Origin of the sequence: Arthrobacter sp. YA7-1, assembly GCF_025960325.1 — a bacterium.
Classification (GTDB): Bacteria; Actinomycetota; Actinomycetes; order Actinomycetales; family Micrococcaceae; genus Arthrobacter; species Arthrobacter bambusae_A.
Window position 1 is genome coordinate 936,293 of sequence record NZ_CP110114.1, and the last position, 23,115, is coordinate 959,407.

Sequence of the window (23,115 nt, forward strand, 5' to 3'; positions counted from 1 at the left end):
TGTGTAGAGGGCTTTGAGCTCCTGCAGAGTGGCAGGGCCGCAACCCCTATCAAAGGAGATAAATCGTGAAGAAGTTTTCCTGGCGGAAGGCGGCACTTGTGGCGGCCGTCGTTCCGATGATGGCTCTCAGTGCTTGTTCCAGCCAAGGCGGAAAGCCGGCCGACACCGCCAACGCCGCGGGAGGCGGACAAGCCGTCAGCACTCCCCGGATGAAAGTAGCCCTCATCACCCACGCCGCAGCAGGCGACACGTTCTGGGATATCGTGCGCAAGGGCGCCGAGGAAGCGTCCGCGAAGGACAACGTTGACCTCCTCTACACCAGCGACCCCGAAGCCGGCCGCCAGGCCCAGCTGGTACAGCAGGCCATCGACCAGAAGGTCGACGGCATCGCCGTCACCCTCGCCACTCCTGATGCACTCAAGGACGTCCTCAAGAAGGCCGAAGACGCCGGTATTCCGGTAGTAAGCCTCAATGCGGGCGAGGACGTCTCGGCCCAGCTCGGGGCATTTACGCACTTCGGCTCGAACGAAAAGCTGGCCGGCGAGGCCGTGGGAACCAAGCTCGCGTCGCAGGGCTTCAAGCACCCGATCTGCGTGATTCAACAGCAGGGCCACGTCGGCCTTGAGGCACGGTGTGCCGGCGTGAAGGCGAAGGTCCCGGGAACCGAGGTCCTGTACGTCAACGGCCAGGACATGACATCTGTCCAGTCCACAGCGACCGCGAAACTCCAGGCAGCCAAGGACGCGGACGTGATTGTAGGCCTAGGCGCCCCGATCACCCTCACGCTCCTCAAGTCGGTCACAGACGCCAACAGCTCCGCAAAGGTGGCCAGCTTCGACCTGAACGCCGACCTCGCCCAGAAGATCGTGGATGGCTCGGTGCTCTTCACCGTGGACCAGCAGCCGTGGCTCCAGGGCTACATGTCCGTTGACTCCCTGTGGCAGGCCAAGCGCGGAGGCTTCAAGCTCGGTGGGGGCCAGCCCGTTCTTACCGGTCCCACCATCGTTGACAAGTCGAACGCTTCCGACGTCCTCAAATTCGCCCAGCAGGGCGTCCGCTAGATCCAGGATTCCGGCCGCGCGGCGGGCGACCGCCGCGCGGCCTGACCAACAAGGAGTTTCTTCCTATGGCAAACACAGCAACCCTGCCGCCGGCACCGGCCTCGGCCCCCGGCGATGAGCGGATCGGAAGGCGTAGCCCGATCCAGAAGTTTTTGGGCAGGCCTGAGGTCGGTGCCCTCGTGGGGGCGGTTGTCCTCTTCATTTTCTTTGCTTCGGTGTCCGGGACGTTTACCCAGCCGAATGCTTTGGCGACGATCCTTTATGGTTCCTCGACGATCGGGATCATGGCGGTGGGGGTGTCGTTGTTGATGATCGGCGGCGAATTCGACCTTTCCACCGGTGTCGCCGTGATCTCCTCGGCCCTGACCGCGTCGCTTTTCAGCTGGAACTTTTCCCTGAACGCATGGGTGGGTGTCCTGCTGGCCCTCGTCGTCTCGCTCGGCATCGGTTTCATCAATGGGTGGATCCTGGTCAAGACGAAGCTGCCGTCGTTCATCGTGACGCTGGCGACGTTCCTGATGCTCACGGGCCTGAACCTGGCGTTGACGCGCCTGATCGGGGGGTCGGTGTCCTCGCCGTCGATTTCGAAGCTGGATGGTTTCGATTCGGCCCATGCGGTGTTCGCGTCCTCGATCAGCATCGGCGGGGTCGAGGTGAAGATCACGGTGTTCTTCTGGATCTTCCTGGTCGCGGTCGCGTCCTGGGTGCTGCTGCGCACGAAGGTGGGCAACTGGATCTTCGCTGTGGGCGGGGACGCGAACGCGGCCCGCGCCGTGGGTGTGCCGGTGACGAAGACGAAGATCGGGTTGTTCATGGCGGTCGGGTTCTGCGGCTGGATCCTGGGCATGCACAACCTCTTCGCGTTCGACGCGGTGCAGTCCGGTGAGGGTGTGGGCAACGAGTTCCTGTACATCATCGCCGCGGTCATCGGCGGCTGCCTGCTCACCGGCGGGTACGGGTCCGCGGTGGGCGGTGCGATCGGTGCGTTCATCTTCGGGATGGCGAACAAGGGCATCGTGTACGCGCAGTGGAACCCGGACTGGTTCAAGTTCTTCCTGGGCCTGATGCTGCTGCTGGCCACCATCGTGAACCTCATCGTCAAACGCCGCGCAGAGCTGAAGTAGAAGGGCGCAAGAACATGAATGCCAAACAGATCGACCAGCAGACCCTGCTGCGCGAGGAGAAGGACCCGCTGACCCACACCCCCGTGCACCTGCTCTCCCTGGACGCGGTGGGCAAGCACTACGGGAACATCATCGCCCTGCGCGAGGTGACGATGGCCGTGGACAACGGCCGCGTCACCTGCGTGCTGGGGGACAACGGTGCCGGCAAGTCCACGCTGATCAAGATCATCGCCGGCCTGCACCAGCACGACGCCGGGGTGTTGAAGATCATGGGGGAAGAGCGGAAGTTCAACTCGCCCCGGGACGCCCTGGACGCCGGGATCGCGACCGTGTACCAGGACCTGGCCGTGGTGCCGTTGATGCCGATCTGGCGGAACTTCTTCCTCGGCTCGGAACTGACCACCGGGTTCGGGCCGTTCAAGTCCATGGACGTGCAGAAAATGAAGGACATCACCCTGAAGGAACTGGCCGAGATGGGCATCGACCTGCGCGATGTGGAACAGCCCATCGGCCAGCTCTCCGGCGGTGAACGCCAATGCGTCGCGATCGCCCGCGCCGTGTATTTCGGGGCGAAGGTGCTGATCCTGGACGAACCCACCGCGGCGCTGGGCGTGAAGCAGTCCGGCGTCGTGCTCCGCTACATCCTGCAGGCCCGCGACCGGGGCCTGGGCGTCATTTTCATCACGCACAACCCGCACCACGCCTTCCCCGTCGGGGACCGGTTCCTGCTGCTCAAACGCGGCAAGTCCATCGGCTACTACGACAAAAAAGACATCACCCTGGACGAACTCACCGCCCAGATGGCCGGCGGCGCGGAACTGGCAGAACTCGCCCACGAACTCGAACAACTCGGCGGACACACCCAAGCCCTCAAGGAAGTCCAAGCCGAAGTCGCCGGGGTAACAGAAGTCACCGACGTTGCCGACTCCTCAAGGGAAGGCAGCCCGCGGCACGCCTAGCGCGGAGGCAGCACGGATGGAGACGGGGGTCCGCCAGATGGAGCGGATGGGCCCCCGCTCGCCATGCCACAGCGGGAACGGGAACAACGTAAGTAGACGGGAAGACAACATGCCAATCCGGGTAGGCGTTATCGGCGCCGGCGTTATGGGCGCAGACCACATCAGGAACCTCTCCACCACCATCAGCGGTGCCGAAGTCACCTTCGTGGCAGACCTCGACGCCGGACGTGCGGCAGCCGCAGCGCCGCCATCCGCGCGCATCACCACGGATCCTTCCGAACTGATCTACTCCAGCGACGTTGACGCCGTCGTCGTCGCTTCCCATGACTCAACCCATGCGGGACTCGTGCTGGAGTGCTTTGAGGCAATGACCCCAGTACTGTGCGAAAAGCCGTTGGCCCCCACGCTCCTGGAAAGCCATGAAGTCGTGGAGGCAGAAGCCGACCTCCTGGCCGCAACGGGTGCCCGGCTGCTGTCGATGGGCTTCATGAGGCGCTTCGATCCCGGTTATGTGGCGCTGCGCGAAGCGACCCGGGCACGCACGCACGGCGAGCCTTTGCAGGTCCACTGCACCAGCCGGACCGCCTCCGCGGGACCCGGCGCGAGCTCGGAGTCCGCCATCACCAACTCGGCCATCCACGAGCTCGACATCATCCCTTGGCTGCTGGATTCGCCCATCACCGAGGTGTCCTGGCAGTCGGGGCGGAGTTCCCGGCGCAGCACCGGTGACCTGCGGGATCCCGCCTTCATGCTCCTGCGCGCGGCCGACGGCACCCTGGCCACGCTCGAACTTTTCCTCAACGCGCAGTATGGCTACACCACCCGGTGCGAGGTCGTGTCTGAGTTCGGCACCACGGCACTGCCCGAACCAGCCGCCCTCGATGTCCGGCACGAGGGGAGGCGCAGTACCGAAATCCCCGCCGATTGGCGTCCACGCTTCGCCGACGCTTACCGCCTGCAACTCCAGGCCTGGATTTCAGCCCTAGAAAAGGGGGAGCCTGCGCCCCTCGCCACGGGTGAGGACGGGCTGCGCGCGTCGCAGCTCGCACAAGCCATGATCCGTTCGCTCCACAGCGACGGGGCCTACACGAAGGTGGCCTACTGATGGTTTCATCCGGCCTTCCGGAGTCCGGTCTTCCGGTGGCCCGTGTGCCGGATTCCCGTGACGCGCCAGCGCTGCGTTGGGGGATCATGGGCCCGGGGTGGATTGCCGAACGCTTCACCGAGTCGGTGCAGGCCTATTCAACGCAAGTGATTGCCGCCGTCGGCTCCCGTTCCTTGGAGCGGTCCAAGACGTTCGCGGACGCTTTCGGCCTACCCGCCGCTTATGGAAGCTACGAAGAGCTGGCTACGGCTCCGGACATAGACATCGTTTACGTGTGCACTCCACACAACTTCCACCACGCGGCTGCAGCACTCGCCATCGACGCGGGCAAACACGTCCTCATCGAGAAGCCGATCGGCCTGAACGCTGTGCAGGCGCGCGATATCGCCGCGCGGGCAAGGGCAGCCGGCGTCTTCGCCGCCGAGGCCATGTGGAGCTTCTTCCTTCCGAAGTTCGACGTGATCCGGCAAGTGCTCGACGGCGGGACGCTGGGCACCGTGACAACGGTCCTTGCAGAATACGGCGAGCACTTCGAACGCAGCCACCGCATCTTCGATCCCGCACTGGCTGGTGGGCCCCTGCTGGACCTGGGCACCTACCCGCTGGCCCTCATCATCGAGGTCCTGGGGGCGCCCGAACGATTGAGCGCTTTCGGACAGCCCCACGAATCCGGTGTCAACGCCCAGCTCTCCGCCATCCTGCAATTCCCGGGCGGAAGCCAGGCCGTGATGAATACGCACCTGCATAATTTCACCCCCACAATGGCCACGATCGTTGGCTCCGAGGCCACGTTGACGATCGATGGCCCTTTCAACATGCCCGGCGGTTTCGAGGTCCGGTTTCCGGACGGCACACGGCTTCGCTACAACGAAGCGGCGGGCGGCCATTTGGAAGGCTTGCACTACGAAGCCGCCGCGGTGGCCCGCGCCATCGCCGCCGGTGACACGGAAACCCGACAACGGCCCCTGGCCTCCTCCATCCGGACGATGGACGTCGCCGATGAAATCCGCCGCCAAATAGGCATTGAATTCCCGGGCGAAGGCAACGCGCCCGCCTGAGCAATTGTTGTACTGACTATCGAAAGGACCGGCCCATGGCCTACATCGAACAGCATTCAGCCGAACTTCCCACGCCTGTGCGGCTTGGCCTCATAGGCTCCGGCTGGATGGGAGCGTTCCACGGCGAAAGCATAGCCCGCAGGGTTCCCGGCGCGGTCCTTGCCGCCGTCGCCGATCCCAACGTGGACTCCGCCGCGTCCGTGGCTGCCCAGCTTGGTACGGCGAAAGTCACCGCAGACGCAGCCGACATCATGGCCGATCCGGAGATCGATGCTGTGATCATTGCCAGCCCGGCGCGCTTCCATGCTTCCCTGATCGCCCAGGCCGCGGCCGCGGGCAAACACGTGTTCTGCGAAAAGCCCGCGGGGCAGAGCCTCGAAGAGCTCGACGCCGCGCTCCTCGCCGTCGAAACGGCAGGGGTACATTTCCAGATCGGCTTCAACCGCCGCTACGCCACTGACTTCCAGGCCGCCAAGAAGGACCTGGCCGAAGGGATTGTGGGGGAGCCGCAGCTCTTGCGCTCGTTGACGAGGGATCCAGGCACCGGGAGCATCGGACACGCAGCCAGGATTCCGGCCTGGACGATCTTCCTGGAAACCCTCATCCACGATTTCGACACGCTGAACTGGTTCAACGAAGGCGCCGAGCCGGTGGAGGTCTACGCCGTCGCGGATGCTTTGGTGGAACCGGGCTTGCGTGACCAGGGATTCCTGGACACCGCCGTGGTCACTGTCCGCTACAGCAATGGAGCCTTGGCAGTGGCGGAAGCCAACTTCAGCGCTCTTTACGGCTACGACGTCCGGGGCGAAGTCTTCGGCTCCAAGGGCATGGTCCAGGCAGGACGGCCCACTGAAACGGCTGCCCTGAGATACACGGCAGAGGGCCTTTCGGCCGAAACCCCGAGGCTCAACGTGGAACTGTTCCGCGATGCCTACACTGACGAACTCGTGGACTTCACGGCGGCAGTCCGCGCGCGCCGCGATGGCACGCAGCCGCCGTCGGGCGCCTTCACCCTCACCCCAGGAGCTGCTGACGCGCGGCGCGCCTTGGCGATGGCGCTGGCGTGCATCGAATCGGTCCAGCGCGGCGGACCCGTGGAGGTACCTACCGTCTCGAGCAACAAGGCCGGTGTCTGATGCGGCTCGCCGTGTGCGCCGAAATGGTCTTTACGGAGCTGCCGTTCACCGAACGGGTACGCCGGATCCACGAGGCGGGATTCGACGTCGAACTCTGGGACTCGAGGAACAAGGACATTGCAGCACTCAGGTCGAGCGGCGCGGTCTTTTCCTCCATGACCGGATACACCTCGGGGAGCCTGGTTGACGCCGAAACCGCCGACGATGTGGTGAGGACCGCCAAAACGCTGATTCCGACCGCCTTGGAACTCGGCGTCAGCCGCATGGTGGTGCACTCGGCCCAGCTCATCGACGGCAAAGCAGCCCGTCCCGTCTACCGGTCCAACGGCAGCATGTGGATCACGGGTGTCCGGACCTTGGAGCGCCTTGGCGCGCTCGGGGAAAAGCACGGACTGACGTTCTGCCTCGAAAACCTCAACACCGTGCTGGACCACCCCGGAATTCCGCTGGCGCGGGCCAAGGACACCCTCACGCTCGTGGAGGCGGCCGGACACCCCCATGTGAAGATGATGCTGGACCTGTACCACGCACAATTGGGGGAGGGGAACCTCATTGAGCTGGTCCGCACCGCCCTGCCGCATATCGGCGAGATCCAGGTGGCGGACGTCCCGGGCCGTTGCGAGCCCGGGACCGGCGAGATCAACTATCCGGCTGTTGCCCGTGCGCTCGCGGCTGCGGGCTACGAAGGCACCGTCGGCATGGAGGCATGGGCCAGAGGCGACGACATGGCGGCGCTTGAGGCGTTCCGCCGGGCGTTCACGGTTGAGGCCGAAGAGTCCCTGGACAGCTCAGCTTTTTCAACGGAGGTAGCACTATGAAGGACGTCGTTCTCGGGCTGGTTGGAGTAGGGCGGATCGGCGTGATGCACGCCAACAACATTGCAGCCCTCAACGGGGAACTGAATGCGCAGGGCATCAAGGTGCACTTGCGGCTCACGGATGTGGCCGAAGAACATGCCCGTCGGATCGCGGCGGGGCTCGGCGCGCAATTCCTGCCCTCCGTAGAGGCCTTGATCGCGTCCGGAGCGGATGGGCTGGTCATCGCGACCGGAACGGGCACCCACCCGGAACTGATCCGCGCGGGAGTGGACGCCGGTATTCCGGTGTTCTGCGAGAAGCCCGTGGCCATGAATGTGGCCGAGTCGCTGCCTGTCCTGGAGCATATCCGTGCCAACGATGGTGTGGTGCAGATCGGCCACCAACGTCGCTTCGATGCCGGATACCTCGAGGCCAAGCGCGCCTACCAAGCCGGAGAACTCGGGTGGATCCACTCGCTGCGCGCCGTGACCTGCGATATGGCTCCGCCGCCCGTGGAGTTCCTGGCGACGTCCGGCGGGCTGTTCCGTGATTGCTCGGTCCACGACTTCGACATCCTGCGCTGGTTGACCGGCCGCGAAATCGTGGAGGTCTATGCCAAGGGTTCCAACAATGGCGATCCCGCCATCGGCGAAGTGGGCGATGTGGACACCGCCTTGGCTCTGATCACGTTCGACGACGGGACCGTTGGCACCGTGTCGGCAACGCGTTACAACGGGGCTGGACACGACGTCCGACTCGAAATCCAAGGCTCGAAGCATTCCCTCATGGTTGGCCTGGACGAGCAGACAGCCATGGAATCAGCCGAGACCGGCGTAGCGTTCCCGTCCGGAGAACCTCACAAGACCTTCGCCGAACGCTTCGACCAGGCCTATCGTTCTGAAATGGCAGCCTTCGTTGAACTGGTCCTGGGCCAACGGGAGAACCCGTGCACTCCGGAGGACGCCGTCGCGGCTTCCCGGGTGGCGGATGCGGCGCAGGAGTCGCTCGCGAGCGGGGTCCCGGTCAGAGTGGCACTCGTGACGGCCTAGGCCAGTTAGGCGGTTCCAGGCCCCAACTGACTCGCAGTTGTTGTCGTTTTGGAGGCCCAGAACGACAACAACTGCTAGTCAGTTGGGTGTGGGAACTCCTTAGGCGCCGAACGGCAAGCGGGGGTCGATGTCCTGTCCGTCCCAGCTCTGCCGTACCCACCCGTGGTGGGGGTCGTCGCTGATGAGCCATTCGCGCACGGGCCCCGGGCCGGCCATGACGTTCAGGTAGTACAAGTCGTAGCCGGGAGCGGCCATGGCGGGGCCGTGCCAGCCATAGGGAACAAGAACGACGTCGCCGGTCCGAACCTCCGCGGCAACGTCGATCGGGCGCTCATCGGAGGCGTAGACGCGCTGGTAGCCGATCGCGTCGGCGTCAGCAGGAGCACCGGAGGGGTCGGCCACGCGGGTCTCGAAGTAGTAGATCTCCTCAAGCTGCGTTTCGCCGTCCTTTTCCTCGTCATGCTTATGCGGGGGATAGGAAGACCAGTTGCCCGCGGGCGTGAGCACTTCGCAGACGATGAAACGGTCGGCCTCGAGGGCGGCGGGAGTACCGAAGTTATGGACCTGGCGCGAACAGTTGCCTGCTCCGCGCAGCTCAACGGGGGTCTCCGCGGCGGTCACCAGCCTAGTGGGGTATGACGCGTTGGCCGGGGCGGTCGCGACGGCGACGCGGCCGCCGTCGGGCGAGCTGATGGTGACAGCGGCGTTCGTGCCGGAATACAGGACATCGCTGGGGCCGTGGAAAACCGACGCCCGCCCCGCAAGGGGGTAGTCGACGTCGTCGACCGTCACTGTGAAGGCGCCGTTGAGCGGCACAACGATCCGTTCTTCTGCTGCGGCGGGAAGCTCGACGGCGGCGCCCGCGACGAGCGTGGCGACCTTAAGCCCGGTGTGGGCCCAACCGTCCACGGCCAACGCGGAATCGGAGGTTCCGAGAGAGATGTCCCAATCGCCGTCGTTGGCGGTTCCCAGTGGATAGACCCAGTTGGCCATGAAGTTATGTCCTTGCGTTAGCGCTGTACGAGTGTCATTTCAAAGCTGTAGGAATCGGCCCGATAGACGTGGTGGCCGGTCTCGACCATGCGTCCGGTGTCGTCGACGGCTGTGCGCTCCATGGTGACCAAAGCCGAGCCGACCTCCGCCTCCAAGAGCGGCGCCTGGTAGTCGTTGGCGATCATGGCGCCGATCCGCTGCGAGGCGAGGCGGAAGTTGACCCCGCCGCGGCGGAGGATGGCGTAGAGGCCTTCTGCCTGGAGCATGGATTCGTCCATGGAGGTTATGTCGTCGCGGACCCAGTTCTCCATGAGCGCCAGCGGCTTACCGCCCACTTTGCGCAGGCGGGTGAAGTGGTAGACCTTGGAACCGGCCGGAAGCTGGAGTGCGGTCAGCGTGGCTGCGTCGGCTTCCATGTGCGAGAAGCTGAGGACCTGCGTTGTGGGCTTCTTGCCGTTGTTGGTCAGGTCGTCGTACAGGCTGGAGAGTTCCAGGGGCCGGCGGACCTGGCTCGACACCACCTGCGTGCCGACGCCGCGCTTGCGGACCAACAGGCCCGAACGGACAAGCTCGTCCATCGCCTTGCGCATCGTGGGCCGGGACAGGTTCAGCTGGGCGGCGAGGTCAATCTCGTTGTCCAAACGGCTTCCGGGCTCCAACACTCCGCTGTGGATGGCGGCCTCGATGCCCTGGACCACCTGATGGTACAAAGGCACAGGGGAAGAACGGTCGATAGTGAGGCCAAGTTGATTCGCCATTGCATGCTCCCTCGCATTCCGGGACTGTCCCGGAAGTTGCAAGCATGTCCGCTCATGTTCGCTTGATAGGACATACTGCTTTACTGATGATAGCAGGAGCATTGCGCGGGTCAAGGGTGCCTGAGGTGCGTTTATCGTGCCTTGTCACAGGTTTTGTAGGGACATGTCCAGACATCAGGACGAGGCATCAATTGCCTCAGCCGCGGGTGGGCCTTTCTGCGTCCGGTGCCATCCGGCGTCGGGCGCTTTCAGCGGCGGAGTCGGGCGCTGCTGCGTTGACGGACGTAGCCGACGGCGGCAAGCACCGCGCCCAGTCCCTCGGCGGCCGCGCTGAGGGTCTTCTCGAAAAACCATACGGGCTCGTACATGGACGGGAGCGGACCGATGGCCGGTATGTCGACATATCGGTAGAGGAGGACGGCTATGAAGGCGCTTCCAGCAACTACCACCGCGGCCGCGTAGGCCGGCCGGTTGCCGCGGATCAGGACATACAGGCCGACGAGGATTGCAACAGCGGCCTCGATCCGAAACAGGTTGCCTTCCCCGATTCCACCAGGCGCACCCAATTGGTAGCCGGAGGCCAGATCGAGGTGCACTACAGCGTCGATGCCCAGGGCTGCCGCTATAAGCAGTCGCAGCAGGATGTCCCTCGGCCTGCGGTTCATCGGCTTGCGGCGGGCCGCTTCACGGGTGCTCACTTTACGACCAGCGTTCCGTGCATGTTCGAGTGATAGGCGCAGTGGTAAGGGTAGCTGCCCGGTGTGGTGGGCGCCGTGAACTGCGCTGTCCCGCCCCCGCCATCGATGGCAGCGTCGAACGACTTTCCATCGTCCGAGGTGACCGTGTGGGCCTGGGCGTCCTCGTCCTTCACGGTGATTTTGGCCCCCGGGCTGACCGACACGGGTCCTTGGTAGCCGAAGTCCTTGATGGTAATGGTGAGCGATGGGGAGGTCCCGGAAGGCGGAGCAGTCGAGGAGGCGGCAGAAGGCGGGCTTGACGATGCGCCCTGGTAACCAGTTCCGGATGCCCCGCAACCGCCCACGGCGATCAGGGCGGCCGCTCCAACGATGACCATCATGGCCTTGGGGTTGTTCCTCATGATTGGTTCCCCGCTCCTCGTGTCCGGTGGCGCGAATGTGCTTGCCACATTGATGAGACGAATTCCGGAGCGGTCAGGTTCACGGGAACTAGTACTTTGCTTGCCGCCGGCGGAGGCGGCCCGCTCGGTCACCCCACCGGACGCAGCGTCCTGCAGACCTCCACGAAAGCCTTGAACGGGGCGAGCCGTTCCTCCTCAGGCAGCTGCGAGGCCTCGGGATGCCATTGCACGGATGCCACCCAGCGCTGCGGATCCTCGAGGGCCTCCACTGTCCCGTCCTCTGCGACCGCCGTCACCACCAGGCCATCGCCTACCCGTGCCACGGCCTGGTGATGTCCCGAAGCGATCCGCACCGAGTCGCGCGAGCCATAGAGCCCGGCCACCTTGGAATCCGGTGAAAGTTCGACGTCGTGCCACGCCCAGGCGCTGAGCCCACCGTCCGCCGTGGTCACGCCGTTGTGTTCCACCGCAGACGGGTACATGTCCTGGATCAGCGTCCCGCCATAGACAACGTTGAGGAGCTGATGGCCGCGGCAGATGCCAAGGGTGGGCAAACCGGCGTCGAGCGATCCACGGGCGACCGCCAAGTCCAGGCGATCCTGGTCGGGGTTCACGTCATAGCAGGCGTCGGTCGCTTCTTCCCCGTAGAGTCGCGGATCCAGGTCCCCACCGCCGGGCAGCAGGACCCCGTTGAGGGATCGGAGTTCGGCGGCCAGCGGACCTGCTTCGTCGGTGAAGGAAGCGTCCAGCAGCACAGGCTCCGCACCGGCGTCGCGCATTAGTTCGACGATGAAGTCGAAGAGTTCATTCGCCTCGACCACGCGGGCATCCGCGCTTTCGGAACTGCTGAGGCGGACAGGAATGCCGATCCGGGGCCTTAAGCTTCTTTGCTGTTCGGAAGTCTGCATCCTCCATGATGCACTGGCCGGTCGACTCCTGCGCAACGGGAACCGCGGGCTTACGCTGATGCCATGAATCCGTCTCGCGCCCTGACTCCCAGTCCCCGCACGCTCGACATTGAGAGCGTGGCCCATTTCGACAAACTGCTGAGCTCGGGTGCCGCAACGATGCACGGATGGCACGCCCAGTCGCTGGACCTGCGGGGCCGACGAGCGGACCTCGAGAGGCTGGATCCGCAAGGCGCCATCTTCCTGGGCTGTACCTTCGACGACGGCGTGGAGGACTCCCTGCGCAGCCGCGGCGCCCTCATCTTTCCGAAACTCCGCGGAGTGCCCTTCAACCCGTACCGGGGCAGCCTCTATAGCGCCGCCGAACTGTACGAGGACATTGACTCCACGGAGTACGAAGCAACCCTGGACGCGCAGGTCTATCACTGGAGCATCATGCCGGGGCAGCGGACCAGCCTGGATGCCACCCTCGCCGCCGCGCTGCACGACCACGCGATCGGGGATGCGCTGGACGAGCTCCTGGGCAACGGGGATTTCGCGGGGACCAAGGTCGTGGGAGTCATGGGCGGGCACGCCGCACAACGCGGAACCACGGACTTTTACGACGCCGCGCGGCTGGGTCGGCTCCTGGCTCTGTCGGGCTTCACGGTAGCCACGGGGGGAGGACCGGGTGCCATGGAAGCCGCCAATTTGGGCGCCTACTTGAGCGGCCTGCCCGACGCCGACTTCACCGTCGCGCTGCAATCGCTCGCGGCGGTGCCGGGTTTCCGCCCCTCGGTGACGGCGTGGGCGCGGGCGGCGGCCGCCGTCGTCGGGCAACATCCGAGCGGAACGACGTCGCTGGGCATCCCCACCTGGTTTTACGGGCACGAGCCGCCCAACCTCTTCGCCACACACATCGCCAAGTACTTCGCCAACTCCGTGCGGGAGGCGATCCTGCTGGAGCTATGCAACGGCGGGATCGTCTTCCTTCCGGGCTCCGCCGGCACCGTGCAGGAAATCTTCCAGGATGCGTGCGAGAACTTCTACGGCGCCCCGGAAACCGTCACGCCCATGGTGCTCGTAGGTCGCGACCATTGGGAGCGCAAGTATCCAGCGTGGCCCATGTTGCAGAGCCTTGCCGCCGGGAAAGTGATGGAGGGCCGGATCTTCCTGGTGGACAGCGTCGAGGAAGCACTCGCCGTCGTCGCGGGCTAGGCGCCTCACACGGGACATGCCCAGCCTTGGCTCGCCGTCCCGCCCCGGCACTTAGGGACATGTCCAGCCCTGGCTTGGCGTCCCGACCCCGCACTTAGGGACATGTCCAGCCCTGGCCTGGAACATTGGGCATATTGCGAATATGCCCGTCTTTGGACTTCAGGGCTGGACATGTCCCTATCGGCGAAAGCATTATGCCCGCTGCTGAGCCCTAGGGCTGGGCATGTCCCTTGGCCGGTTGGTGGACATGTCCATTGCGTGACTTCAGAGCGGGGCATGTCCGGTGCGATGCGGGGATGCCGGGCTAGTGTGGGGATGCCGGGTTAGTGTGGGGGCCGCCCGCCCAGTCGAATGGTGACTTTGCGTGCTGCGTCTTGGCATGCCTCGCCGAGGCTGGCGAGGGTGTCCTGCGAGACCCGGAACTTCGGCGCAGGTATGAGGACGGAGGCCACGATGTCTCCGCGGTGGTCAAAGACAGGCGAAGCAACACCGACTTCTTCGATCGACGTTTCGCCGAAATTGAAGGCCCATCCCCGGGTCACAGACTCCTTGAGCCGGATCAGGTAGGCCTCGAGGGACTCCTCGTCGAGACCGGGCAATCTGATGGAGCCGCTGCGGAGGAGCTTGCGGACGCGGTCGGCGTCTTCGGCGGCAAGAAAGACCTGCACCGATGAGCTGAGCGCCTCGTTGTAACGGGCACCCAACGGTGCGAGGTGCTTGACCTGGTGACGGCTGGCGATTTGCTCCACGCACATGGATTCGCTCCCGTTCCACACCATGAGGGCGCTCGTCTCGCCTGTCCGTTCGCTCAGCTCGCGCAACACGGGATAGGCCACCCGGCGCTCTTCCAGCTCGGCGAGGAGCGGCCCGGCAAGGGCGATCATCCCCAGGCCCAACCGGAAGCGGCGGGACTCGGGGTCGCGCTCCACCAAGTGTTCCTGTTCGAAGGTCGCGAGGATCCGGGACACCGTGCTCTTGTGCAAGCCGATCCTGCCGGCGATCTCGGTGACACCCAGGAGGGGTTCCTCGGCGGTGAAGCTGCGCAGCACGGCAATGGCGTTCTCAAGTACCGAAGCGCCTCTGGAATCGCCGTTGGCCGGGGTTTCACTCGTGGTTGCACGCGGTTCTGCGCGCCGTTCTGCTGAGGTCATGATGGTCACTATATGGCTCTTTTAATGGGGACATGCCCAGCCTTGGCCAAGAGCAATGAGCATATGAGTCATATGTCCACTGCTCGGGCGCAAGGCTGGGCATGTCCATGGGGGTGGGGGTCAGGCGCCGATGATGTTGTATTCCGGGCCGAAGGGGAACTTGGTGATGTTCTCGGCACCGTCTTCGCCGACCACCAGGATGTCGTGCTCCCGGTACCCGCCGGCACCCGGCTGGCCATCGAGGACGGTGATCATCGGTTCCATGGAGACCACCATTCCCGGTTCCAGAACGGTGTCGATGTCTTCGCGCAGTTCCAGTCCGGCTTCGCGGCCGTAGTAGTGCGAGAGGACGCCGAAGGAGTGTCCGTAGCCAAAGGTGCGGTTGGCGAGCAGTCCATGCGAAACATAGATCTCGTTGAGCTCCGCGGCGATGTCCTTGCAGACCGCCCCGGGCTTGATGAGTTCCAGTCCGCGCTTGTGCACGTCCACGTTGATGTTCCACAGCTCCAGGGAGCGTGCATCGGGTTCGCCGTAAAACAGAGTCCTTTCCAGGGCCGTGTAGTAGCCCGAGGTCATGGGGAAGCAGTTCAGCGACAGGATGTCGTGTTCCTGGATCTTGCGGGTGGTTGCCCAGTTGTGGGCGCCGTCCGTGTTGATGCCGGACTGGAACCACACCCAGGTATCGCGGATTTCTGAGTCCGGGAACGTGCGGGCGATCTCGTGCACCATGGCCTCGGTGCCGATCAACGCCACCTCGTACTCGGTGATGCCGGCAGTGATGGCATTGCGGATCGCTTTGCCGCCGAGGTCGCCGATCCGGGCGCCGTGCTTGATGACCTCGATTTCCTCGGCGGACTTGATCATGCGCTGGCGCATCGCGGCCTGGGCGACGTCCACAAGGGTCGCTCCGGGGAAGGCGGCCTGGATCTTGTTGCGGTTGTCCAGGGGAAGGGAGTCGTCCTCGACACCCAGGCGCCGGACGTTGATCCCGCGGGTGCGCAGCACTTCCTGGATGCCGAAGATGTAGTTGTCCCGGCGCCAGTCCGTGTAGACCAGGTTGTCCCCGTAGCTGCGGCGCCACGGCATGCCGGCGTCGATGTTGGCGGTGACCGTGACGGTGTCGTCGGCCGTGACCACCATGGCGTAGGAGCGGCCGAAGTAGGTGAACAGGAAATCGGAGTAGTACTTGATGGAGTGGTAGCTGGTCAGGACAACGGCGTCCAGTTCCTTCTCTGCCATGATCCGGCGAAGGCCCGCAAGGCGTCGCTCAAACTCTGCGTCAGAGAAGGTCAGGCAGACCTTCTCTCCGTTGTTGAGGACCTTGAGGCGCTCAAGCTTGGTGACGTCGCTGACGGCTTCATTCTCGGTGATGGTCATGGGTGGTGTTCCTTTCAATGGGTGGGTTGTTTTCAGTCCTGCTGCAGGGGCTTCTTGGAGGTTTCCACAGCGAAGAGGACCGCGATGAGGGAAATGACGGAGGCTGCCACGAGGTACCAGCCGGGGGCCAGTTGGTTGTGGGTCAGGCCGATGAGGAGTGTTGCCATGAACGGGGCGGTGCCGCCGAACAGGGCGTTGGAGAGATTGAAGCTGACGGCGAAGCCGCTGTAGCGGACCCTCGTGGGGAAGAGCTCGGCGAGGAAGCTGGGCAGCGTGCCGTCGTTGAGTGTAAGCATCGCGCCCAGCAGGATCTGCACCAGGACGATGACCAGGAAATTGCCGGTATCGAGGAGCATGAACGCCGGAACGGTTAGCACCACGAACAGCACGGAAGCGGTGATGAGCATGCGCTTGCGGCCGAACCTGTCCGATGCGATCCCGGTCAGGAAAATGAATCCGATATAGCTGAGGAGGGCAATCGTCGTGGCCAGGAACGATTCGGCTGCGCCGAAGTGAAGCTCCTCGGAAAGGTACGTGGGCATATAGCTGAGGATCACGTAGAACCCGACGGCGTTGAGCAGCACGGCGCCCGTCGCAATGATCAGCTGCTTGCGGTACGTCTTGAACATGGCGAAGGCCGGAGCCTTGACCGCGGTGTCCTTCGCGGCCATTTCGCGGAATGCCGGGGTGTCCTCGAGTTTGGTGCGGATGTAGCGGCCAATCAGGCCCATCGGGGCTGCCAGGAGGAAGGGCAGGCGCCAGCCCCACTCGCCGAGCTGGTCGGCGCTCAGCACCGAACTGAGCAGCGCCGCCAGCAGGGATCCGAGCAGCAGGCCTGCCGCTGTACTGGCGGGTACGACGGCGGCATAGAGTCCGCGTCGATTGGCCGGTGCGTATTCCACCAGGAAGGCTGAGGCACCCGCGTATTCGCCTGCTGCCGAGAAGCCTTGAACAACGCGGACGAGCAGCAGGAGGACCGGCGCCATGACGCCGATGGTGTTGTAGCCGGGGATCAGTGCGATGCAGAACGTTGCCACGGACATGAGCACGATCGACAGGGAGAGTGCCTGTTTGCGTCCGAGGCGGTCACCGATGTGGCCCCAGATGAATCCGCCCAGTGGACGGACGAAGAACGAGACGGCGAAGACGCCGAACGTGGCGAGCAGGGCTGTCTGCCGGTCCGATGCGGGGAAGAAGACGGTCGAGATAATCCCGGCAAGGTAGCCGTAGACGGCGTAGTCGAACCACTCGACGAAGTTGCCGATGAAGCTGGCAGTGATGACTCGGCGTCGGGTGTCTTTACTGACTGTGTGGCTGTCGGCTGGCTTTGGTGTGCCGCCCGGGGCGGCTGTCGCATCGGGAAGGCCGGATCCGCCTTTGGATCCGGCATGAGCGCTTCCCGGGATTGCTGCGACGGAGGATGTTTCGTTTTTCATGAATCCACCAAGAACTTTGGGGTTGCATTCAACGCAACGCTGTTGCACCAGAATAGATGTGTCGTGCATCACCGTCAAGGGCTTCCGGTAACTATCCAACTGTCTCGCAATAGATGTCGTCATGGACGCTCAAAACGACAACAAGTGCGAGCTGGTTGGGGAGGGTGGCGCACTCACTGCAACATGGTTGCTTTCTTTGGGTGGAATCTCGGTCCGGAATGCAAAAAAGAAGCTCCCCGGATCCAGGGATCCGGGGAGCTTCAAAGCAAGCGTGAAAGGACTATTTGAGCCAGGCAGCCACCACATCCGGGTGGGCATCCACCCATTTCTTGGCAGCGGCATCGGGCTTCATGCCGCCCTGGATGTCCGTTGCGACGGAGTTCTGGTCCGCGTTGGTCCATGAGAAGGCCTTGAGCAGTTTCGCGGCGGGAGAACCGCTGTCCGCAAACTTCTTGGCCATCACTTTGTTCAACTTGTAGTCGGGGTAGTCGCAGGCCACCTTCTCGGCGTCGGCATCGCAGCCCGGAGTGTAGGCGGGCAGGCTGACCTTCTTGAGGGGGACCTCGGAAAGGAACCATTGAGGCTCGTAGAAGTACCCCAGCAGCGGCGTCTTGTTCTTCTCCGCCGTACGGAACGACTGGATCAATGCTGCTTCCGAACCGGAGAAGACCACTTTGTAGTCGAGGCCTAGATTCTTGACGAGGGCTTCATCGTTGGTGACGAACGCCGGGTCGCCATCCAGTACCTGGCCTTTGCCGCCCGACTCGGACGTGGCAAACAGGGACGCGTATTTGTTCAGGTTCTTGCTGTCCAGGATGTCCGGGTATTTCTGGACCATCCATGGTGGTACGTACCAGCCGATATGCCCTTCGTTGCCCGTGGGACCAGCATCCACCGCAACCTTCTGGTCGGTGATGTACTGCTTTGCGAGGTCCTCGTGACCCCAGTTCTCAAGGATGACGTCGACTTCACCCGAGCCGAAGCCCTGCCAGGAAATCTGTTCCGACAGGTCCTTCTGGACTACAGTGCAACCGAGTTTGTTTTGGGCTATGTAGCTGTAAACAGCCGCATTTGCCGTGTAGCCCACCCATGCGTTGAGGGCCACGTTGACGGTTCCGCAGGGGGTGCCCGAAGCACCGGCTGCGGCCGCCTGATTGACTGTTGCGCCGCCGCAGCCGGCTAGCAACAGGGCGGCAGCGACGGTTCCGGCGAGCGTGGGAATTGTTCGTTTCAACAGCAGTCCAGCTTTACTCATGGTTGGATCTCCTTGGGTGGGGCAGTGTGTTGGGGGAGTGCGTGAGACTGTGCCCGTTAGTGGGCGGGTGATTTTGCCGAAGGGACTTTTCGGACGGGGTTGGCTGCGGCAGCCTGGGTCATGCGATCCAACAGGATGCCGAGGAAAACGATGGCCAGGCCTGCGGCGAGGCCCTTGCCGAACAGCGAACTCTGGACAAAGCCGGCAACGACGTCGTACCCAAGGCCGCCCGCTCCGACCAGCGCTCCGACTACCACCATGGCGAGGACGTAGATCAGGCCCTGGTTGGCCGCGAGGGCCAGGGATTGCCGAGCCATGGGCAGCTGGACCTTCGTGATGACCTGCCAGGGAGTTGAGCCGCTGGACACGGCAGCTTCCATGACGGTGGGCGAAATTGCGGCGATGCCGTCGGCCGTGATCTTGATGGCCACCGGCGCCGCGTAGATGATGCCGGCAATGATGGCGGTGAACCGTGTGGCGCCGAAGAGGCCCAGGAACGGAACGAGGTAGACGAAAGCCGGCATGGTCTGTCCGGCGTCGAGCATGGGCCGCATGAGCTGGTCCACTTTGTCGGACCTGCCCATGGCCACGCCGAAGATGACGCCCAGGACCATGACCACTGCGGTGGCAACGAGGGTTCCTGCCAGGGTGACCATGGCATCGCTCCACAGGCCCAGGTAAATGATCACGGCCAAGCACGTTGCCGTGACCGCTGCCAACTTCCAGCCGCCGAGGGCAAACGCCGCCACGACGATCACGGCAACCAGGAGGTAGAAAGGCGTCTCTGTCAGGAGTGACTGGAACGGGTTGAGGATCCCGTTCGTGACTGCCTCACGGAAGGACACCGTAAAGAGGTAGAGGTTGGTCTGGAGCCATTCGCTCGCGGAGCTCACTCCGCTGACAAAGGCCGGTCCAATGTTGAGATCCTTCGGGAAGGCAGCGGCCCAGAGCATCGTCCGGGACAACTGGACCGTGACGAGCACCACAAGAAAACTGACGGCCAGCAGAATGTACCTCATTCGCCGCGATATCCGGCGTCTGCGGTTTGCTCCGGGTTCGGCCCGGCGGCTTGCGGCCGTGGTCACGCGGTCCAGCACAATGGCCAGCAGGACGATCGACAGTCCGGCATTGACCGCCGTGCCGACGTCGAGCGACTGCAGGGCGCGGATAACCACCTGTCCCAGCCCGGGGGCAGCGATCAGCGCCGCGATGGTCACCATGGACAGCGCGGCCATGGTGCTTTGGTTGATCCCCATGACGATGGTGCGCCGAGCGAGCGGGAGCTGCAGGGTGACGAGCCGCTGCCAACCGGTGGTTCCCAAGGAGTCGGAGGCTTCGCGGGTGTTTTCCGGGATGCATCGGATGCCATGCGCCGTCAGTCGGATGACGGGCGGTGCTGCGTAGATCACGGTGGCGATCACGGCGGAGGCGGGTCCGATCAGGAAGATGAGGGCCAGCGGTGCCAGGTAAACGAAGGTGGGAAGGGTCTGCATGAAGTCGAGGACGGGGGTGATTACTTTGGCAACCCGGCCGTAGACTCCTGCGAGGACTCCGAGGGGGATGCCGAGAGCCAAGGTGAAGAGCACGGCTGTGAGGACGAGGGCGAAGGTGTAAGCCGCTTCCGTAAACAGCCCCTGAAGGCCGAAGAAGACGAAGGCGGCTGCTGTCAGCAGGGCCACGCGGGCGTTGCCCACCGCCAAGGCGATCCAGCTGAGCAGCGCGACGGTTCCCAGCCAGCCGATTTCCGGCAGCCGAAGCCCGGTGGTGCTGGCGGCGAAAACGCCGATGAACAGGTTTGCGACGGCGTCGACGGCGGCCCGGAGGGGTGTGAAAACGTACTGGAAGACGGGATTGTCGGCCCGGTTTGAGGCCACCCAGGCATTGAATTGGTTGAGGGAGCGGTGGAGGTCGGTGAGCTCCGAAGCCGGCAGCGTGAGGGTCGCCGTGCCGTGGAGGAACAGGAATCCGACGAGCCAGACGACGCCGGCCCCGCCCAGAAGCAGGGTGCGGCGGCTTAACCGCTTGCGCGGTGCGCGGACGGAAACGAGGCCGGTCTGAACCGGGGCGCGATCGCGGACGAGTGTGGACATCACGCCGCAACTTCCGTGCTGCGGATGACCGACAAGATGCTGTCGCGGTCGATCTGGCCGGTGATCTTGCCGGAGTCTTCCACCAGGACAGGGCACGATGAGTTCATGACGGTGGGAATGGCGTCGCGGATGATCGTGCCTGCGCTCAGGACCGGAGCATCCCCGGGAGTGCCTAGTGCTACGGGATCGGTGATCCACTTGAGTGTCAGGACATCCGCGCGAGGCACCTCGGAGACGAAGTCGGCGATGTATTTGTCCGCAGGCGATCCGACGAGATCGTCGCCTGTGCCGCATTGGACCGTCTCCCCGTTCCGCATGATCAGGATGCGGTCCCCGAGTTTGAGCGCTTCGGAAAGGTCGTGGGTGACGAAAACCATCGTCTTTCCCATTTCTTTGTGCAGCCGGATGACCTCCGCCTGCATATCGCGCCGGATGAGCGGGTCCAAGGCGGAGAACGGTTCGTCGAAGAGGATAGTGTCCGGATCGCCTGCCAAGGCGCGGCCAAGTCCGACGCGCTGTTGCATTCCGCCGGAGAGTTGATCGGGGAAATGCTGCTCGTAACCTTTGAGGCCTACGAGCTCGATGATTTCGCGGGACCTGGCATAGCGCTCGTTCTTGGCGGCGCCACGGATCTGCAGCCCGTAGGACACGTTGTCCAGCACGGTGCGGTGCGGCAGGAGGCCGAAATGCTGGAAGACCATGGACATTTTTCGCCGACGCAGCTCCCGAAGCTCGCCGGTTCCCGCTTGCATCACGTCCTTGCCGTCCACCAGGACGCTCCCCGACGTCGGTTCGATGAGCCGGGTGAGGCACCGGATCAGGGTGGACTTTCCTGATCCGGACAGGCCCATGACGACGAACACTTCGCCCTTCGCGACGTCGAAGTTCATGTCGCGCACTGCGGCATTGCACCCTGTGCGTTCAAGCAATTCGGCCGAGCTCAAAGCCGAGAGCCCGGGATCCTTGGGGATCTTTTCACCTCCGGGGCCGAAGACCTTCCAGAGGTTGCGCACTGATATGTCAGGACTGCTCATTGCTGTACTCCTGCCTGTGACGGCTCGAACCAATGGCTGGGCCCGGGGCTGATGTTTTGCCAGATGTGCTTCGTTTCTCGGTATTCGGCCAAGCCCGCGAGCCCCAATTCACGGCCATTGCCGGACTGTCCGAAGCCGCCCCATTCGGCCTGCGGAACGTACGGGTGGTAGTCGTTGATCCAGACCGTCCCGTGGCGCAACGCTTCGGAGACCCGCTGGGCTTTCGATGCGTCTGCCGTCCACACGGCGCCGGCCAGTCCGTAGACGGTGTCGTTGGCCAGCCGGACGGCCTCTTCCTCGGTGGTGAATGCTTCCACCGTCATGACGGGGCCAAAGGATTCCTCTTGGACCACGCGCATCGAGGTGCTGCACCCGTCCAGCACGGTGGGCGGGTAGAAGCTGCCACCGGCCAACTCCGGGCTGTCCGGAATGAAGCCGCCGCACAGCAGCCGGGCGCCTTCCGCAAGCCCGGCCTGCACATAGGCGTGGACCTTGTCCCGGTGGGCGGTGGAGATCAGCGGGCCTGTCTGGGCTTCCTGGTCGAAGGGCCCGCCCAGCCGGATCCGGCGGGCACGGCGCACCACTTCGGCTACGAATTCCTCGTGGATGGACTCTTCGACGATGAGCCTGGCCCCTGCCGAGCAGACCTGGCCGGAATTCAGGAAGACGGCCGTCAAGGCGTTGTCGATGGCGGCTTCCCGGTCGGCGTCGGCGAACACGATGTTCGGGTTCTTGCCGCCGAGCTCGAGGGCCACTCGCTTGACCGTCTGCGCTGCCGCCACCATGATCCGCTTGCCGGTTTCAAGCCCGCCCGTGAACGAGACCAGATCGACCCGGGGATCCGAGCTAAGTACCGCCCCCACTTCAGTTCCCGTTCCGGTCACGAGGTTCGCGACACCGTCTGGCACCCCTGCTTCCCGCAGGGTGTCCATGAGCAGGATGGACGTGGAGGGTGTCAGCTCACTGGGCTTGAGGACAAATGTGTTGCCGGCCAAGAGCGCAGGTGCAACCTTCCACGAAGCCTGCAGGAGCGGGTAGTTCCACGGCGTGATGAGCCCGCAGACTCCTACGGGTGCATGGACGACCCGGCTGATGGCGCCGGGCCGGCCGGTATCGACCACACGGCCCGCGTCCGTGCCTGCCACGCTGCCGTAGTAGCGGAAGCAGGCTATGACGTCGTCGATGTCGTATTCGGCTTCGACCAGCCGTTTGCCGGTGTCGAGGGCTTCGGCCGCGGCGTAGCCGGCTTTGTCCCGCTGCAGCAGGCCGGCTACGCGGAGCAGGATCGCGCCGCGTTCCAGCTCGGGCATGCCCGGCCAGAGGCCGTCGTCGAACGCTTTCCGGGCGCTCGCCACGGCGGCCTCGGCATCGGCCGCGGTGCACTCCGCGACGTCGGCAACGTGCGTGCCGTCCGCCGGGCAGCTGATGCTCCGGGTGCTTCCGCTGGACTGCTGCCAAGCGCCGTCGACATAGCTGCCGCGCACTGTTGTTTGGATCTGTGAAAGTTGTGGGCTGTTCATGCCGCTCC

General features: G+C 64.2%; 21 protein-coding genes. 9 read left to right on the forward strand and 12 right to left on the reverse strand.

From position 1 onward, the window contains the following. The first annotated feature begins 65 nt into the window (after positions 1-65). From OIT41_RS04440 to OIT41_RS04475, 8 genes are all read left to right on the forward strand, one after another. Positions 66-1,061: a substrate-binding domain-containing protein gene (locus tag OIT41_RS04440; protein ID WP_241708200.1), complete on the forward strand. Its 996-nt coding sequence runs from the start codon at positions 66-68 to the stop codon at positions 1,059-1,061. Between the two features lie 65 nt (positions 1,062-1,126). Continuing rightward, a complete protein-coding gene (locus tag OIT41_RS04445) occupies positions 1,127-2,185 on the forward strand; it encodes an ABC transporter permease (protein WP_241708201.1) in 1,059 nt (352 codons plus the stop codon). A 14-nt stretch (positions 2,186-2,199) separates the two neighbouring features. Then, complete coding sequence (locus tag OIT41_RS04450; RefSeq protein WP_241708202.1) at positions 2,200-3,144, forward strand: ATP-binding cassette domain-containing protein; 945 nt, start codon at positions 2,200-2,202, stop codon at positions 3,142-3,144. 109 nt (positions 3,145-3,253) lie between these two features. After that, complete coding sequence (locus OIT41_RS04455; protein WP_241708203.1) at positions 3,254-4,249, forward strand: Gfo/Idh/MocA family oxidoreductase; 996 nt, start codon at positions 3,254-3,256, stop codon at positions 4,247-4,249. Then, positions 4,249-5,307, forward strand: coding sequence for a Gfo/Idh/MocA family protein (locus OIT41_RS04460; protein WP_241708204.1), 1,059 nt, complete (start codon positions 4,249-4,251; stop codon positions 5,305-5,307). Before OIT41_RS04455 ends, OIT41_RS04460 begins: the two co-directional genes overlap by 1 nt. A 35-nt stretch (positions 5,308-5,342) precedes the next feature. Further along, a complete protein-coding gene (locus OIT41_RS04465) occupies positions 5,343-6,443 on the forward strand; it encodes a Gfo/Idh/MocA family oxidoreductase (RefSeq protein ID WP_241708205.1) in 1,101 nt (366 codons plus the stop codon). Then, positions 6,443-7,261, forward strand: a complete 819-nt coding sequence (locus tag OIT41_RS04470; protein WP_241708206.1) for a TIM barrel protein — start codon at positions 6,443-6,445, stop codon at positions 7,259-7,261. Before OIT41_RS04465 ends, OIT41_RS04470 begins: the two co-directional genes overlap by 1 nt. Continuing rightward, a complete protein-coding gene (locus tag OIT41_RS04475; protein ID WP_264637467.1) occupies positions 7,258-8,289 on the forward strand; it encodes a Gfo/Idh/MocA family oxidoreductase in 1,032 nt (343 codons plus the stop codon). The genes OIT41_RS04470 and OIT41_RS04475 overlap by 4 nt, the downstream gene beginning before the upstream one ends. A 99-nt stretch (positions 8,290-8,388) precedes the next feature. Here the strand turns inward: OIT41_RS04475 and iolB are convergent, their stop codons facing one another. From iolB to OIT41_RS04500, 5 genes are all read right to left on the reverse strand, one after another. Continuing rightward, positions 8,389-9,282 carry a 5-deoxy-glucuronate isomerase gene (gene iolB / locus OIT41_RS04480; protein WP_241708208.1) on the reverse strand — a complete coding sequence of 298 codons (894 nt, stop codon included), beginning with the start codon at positions 9,280-9,282 and terminating at the stop codon, positions 8,389-8,391. Between the two features lie 17 nt (positions 9,283-9,299). After that, a complete protein-coding gene (locus OIT41_RS04485) occupies positions 9,300-10,040 on the reverse strand; it encodes a GntR family transcriptional regulator (RefSeq protein WP_078106216.1) in 741 nt (246 codons plus the stop codon). Positions 10,041-10,288: 248 nt separating this feature from the next. Continuing rightward, entirely contained in the window at positions 10,289-10,738 is a 450-nt protein-coding gene (locus OIT41_RS04490; protein ID WP_241708209.1) for a hypothetical protein, read from the reverse strand. Then, positions 10,735-11,139 carry a cupredoxin domain-containing protein gene (locus OIT41_RS04495; RefSeq protein ID WP_241708210.1) on the reverse strand — a complete coding sequence of 135 codons (405 nt, stop codon included), beginning with the start codon at positions 11,137-11,139 and terminating at the stop codon, positions 10,735-10,737. The genes OIT41_RS04490 and OIT41_RS04495 overlap by 4 nt, the downstream gene beginning before the upstream one ends. 128 nt (positions 11,140-11,267) lie before the next feature. Then, the gene (locus tag OIT41_RS04500) at positions 11,268-12,047 is read right to left on the reverse strand and encodes a gamma-glutamyl-gamma-aminobutyrate hydrolase family protein (protein ID WP_241708211.1); all 780 of its coding nucleotides are present in this window, start codon (positions 12,045-12,047) and stop codon (positions 11,268-11,270) included. A gap of 63 nt (positions 12,048-12,110) precedes the next feature. On the opposite strand from OIT41_RS04500, the gene OIT41_RS04505 reads away from it, so the two are divergent. Further along, complete coding sequence (locus tag OIT41_RS04505; protein ID WP_241708212.1) at positions 12,111-13,244, forward strand: LOG family protein; 1,134 nt, start codon at positions 12,111-12,113, stop codon at positions 13,242-13,244. Positions 13,245-13,567: 323 nt separating this feature from the next. On the opposite strand, the gene OIT41_RS04510 is transcribed toward OIT41_RS04505, so the two are convergent. From OIT41_RS04510 to OIT41_RS04540, 7 genes are all read right to left on the reverse strand, one after another. After that, the gene (locus OIT41_RS04510; RefSeq protein ID WP_241708213.1) at positions 13,568-14,395 is read right to left on the reverse strand and encodes an IclR family transcriptional regulator; all 828 of its coding nucleotides are present in this window, start codon (positions 14,393-14,395) and stop codon (positions 13,568-13,570) included. 120 nt (positions 14,396-14,515) lie between these two features. Continuing rightward, positions 14,516-15,772 carry an aminopeptidase P family protein gene (locus OIT41_RS04515; RefSeq protein ID WP_264637468.1) on the reverse strand — a complete coding sequence of 419 codons (1,257 nt, stop codon included), beginning with the start codon at positions 15,770-15,772 and terminating at the stop codon, positions 14,516-14,518. 32 nt (positions 15,773-15,804) lie between these two features. After that, entirely contained in the window at positions 15,805-17,208 is a 1,404-nt protein-coding gene (locus OIT41_RS04520) for an MFS transporter (protein WP_241708215.1), read from the reverse strand. 280 nt (positions 17,209-17,488) lie between these two features. Continuing rightward, positions 17,489-18,463, reverse strand: a complete 975-nt coding sequence (locus OIT41_RS04525) for an ABC transporter substrate-binding protein (protein ID WP_078106210.1) — start codon at positions 18,461-18,463, stop codon at positions 17,489-17,491. A gap of 56 nt (positions 18,464-18,519) precedes the next feature. Then, a complete protein-coding gene (locus OIT41_RS04530) occupies positions 18,520-20,553 on the reverse strand; it encodes an ABC transporter permease (RefSeq protein WP_241708216.1) in 2,034 nt (677 codons plus the stop codon). Continuing rightward, on the reverse strand, positions 20,553-21,587 hold the full coding sequence (locus OIT41_RS04535; RefSeq protein ID WP_078106208.1) for a quaternary amine ABC transporter ATP-binding protein: 1,035 nt from the start codon (positions 21,585-21,587) through the stop codon (positions 20,553-20,555). Before OIT41_RS04535 ends, OIT41_RS04530 begins: the two co-directional genes overlap by 1 nt. After that, complete coding sequence (locus OIT41_RS04540) at positions 21,584-23,107, reverse strand: aldehyde dehydrogenase family protein (RefSeq protein ID WP_241708217.1); 1,524 nt, start codon at positions 23,105-23,107, stop codon at positions 21,584-21,586. The genes OIT41_RS04535 and OIT41_RS04540 overlap by 4 nt, the downstream gene beginning before the upstream one ends. Positions 23,108-23,115: the final 8 nt, after the last annotated feature.

Bases quoted from the DNA above. Each gene is read 5' to 3' on its own strand.
- OIT41_RS04515 (WP_264637468.1), bottom strand. From the start codon at position 15,772: ATGACCATCACCGAGAATGAAGCCGTCAGCGACGTCACCAAGCTTGAG.
- OIT41_RS04495 (WP_241708210.1), bottom strand. From the start codon at position 11,139: ATGAGGAACAACCCCAAGGCCATGATGGTCATCGTTGGAGCGGCCGCC.
- OIT41_RS04445 (WP_241708201.1), top strand. From the start codon at position 1,127: ATGGCAAACACAGCAACCCTGCCGCCGGCACCGGCCTCGGCCCCCGGC.
- OIT41_RS04465 (WP_241708205.1), top strand. From the start codon at position 5,343: ATGGCCTACATCGAACAGCATTCAGCCGAACTTCCCACGCCTGTGCGG.
- OIT41_RS04460 (WP_241708204.1), top strand. From the start codon at position 4,249: ATGGTTTCATCCGGCCTTCCGGAGTCCGGTCTTCCGGTGGCCCGTGTG.
- OIT41_RS04535 (WP_078106208.1), bottom strand. From the start codon at position 21,587: ATGAGCAGTCCTGACATATCAGTGCGCAACCTCTGGAAGGTCTTCGGC.
- OIT41_RS04455 (WP_241708203.1), top strand. From the start codon at position 3,254: ATGCCAATCCGGGTAGGCGTTATCGGCGCCGGCGTTATGGGCGCAGAC.
- OIT41_RS04500 (WP_241708211.1), bottom strand. From the start codon at position 12,047: ATGCAGACTTCCGAACAGCAAAGAAGCTTAAGGCCCCGGATCGGCATT.
- OIT41_RS04450 (WP_241708202.1), top strand. From the start codon at position 2,200: ATGAATGCCAAACAGATCGACCAGCAGACCCTGCTGCGCGAGGAGAAG.
- OIT41_RS04520 (WP_241708215.1), bottom strand. From the start codon at position 17,208: ATGAAAAACGAAACATCCTCCGTCGCAGCAATCCCGGGAAGCGCTCAT.
- OIT41_RS04530 (WP_241708216.1), bottom strand. From the start codon at position 20,553: ATGTCCACACTCGTCCGCGATCGCGCCCCGGTTCAGACCGGCCTCGTT.
- OIT41_RS04525 (WP_078106210.1), bottom strand. From the start codon at position 18,463: ATGAGTAAAGCTGGACTGCTGTTGAAACGAACAATTCCCACGCTCGCC.
- OIT41_RS04475 (WP_264637467.1), top strand. From the start codon at position 7,258: ATGAAGGACGTCGTTCTCGGGCTGGTTGGAGTAGGGCGGATCGGCGTG.
- iolB (WP_241708208.1), bottom strand. From the start codon at position 9,282: ATGGCCAACTGGGTCTATCCACTGGGAACCGCCAACGACGGCGATTGG.
- OIT41_RS04510 (WP_241708213.1), bottom strand. From the start codon at position 14,395: ATGACCTCAGCAGAACGGCGCGCAGAACCGCGTGCAACCACGAGTGAA.
- OIT41_RS04505 (WP_241708212.1), top strand. From the start codon at position 12,111: ATGAATCCGTCTCGCGCCCTGACTCCCAGTCCCCGCACGCTCGACATT.
- OIT41_RS04470 (WP_241708206.1), top strand. From the start codon at position 6,443: ATGCGGCTCGCCGTGTGCGCCGAAATGGTCTTTACGGAGCTGCCGTTC.
- OIT41_RS04540 (WP_241708217.1), bottom strand. From the start codon at position 23,107: ATGAACAGCCCACAACTTTCACAGATCCAAACAACAGTGCGCGGCAGC.
- OIT41_RS04485 (WP_078106216.1), bottom strand. From the start codon at position 10,040: ATGGCGAATCAACTTGGCCTCACTATCGACCGTTCTTCCCCTGTGCCT.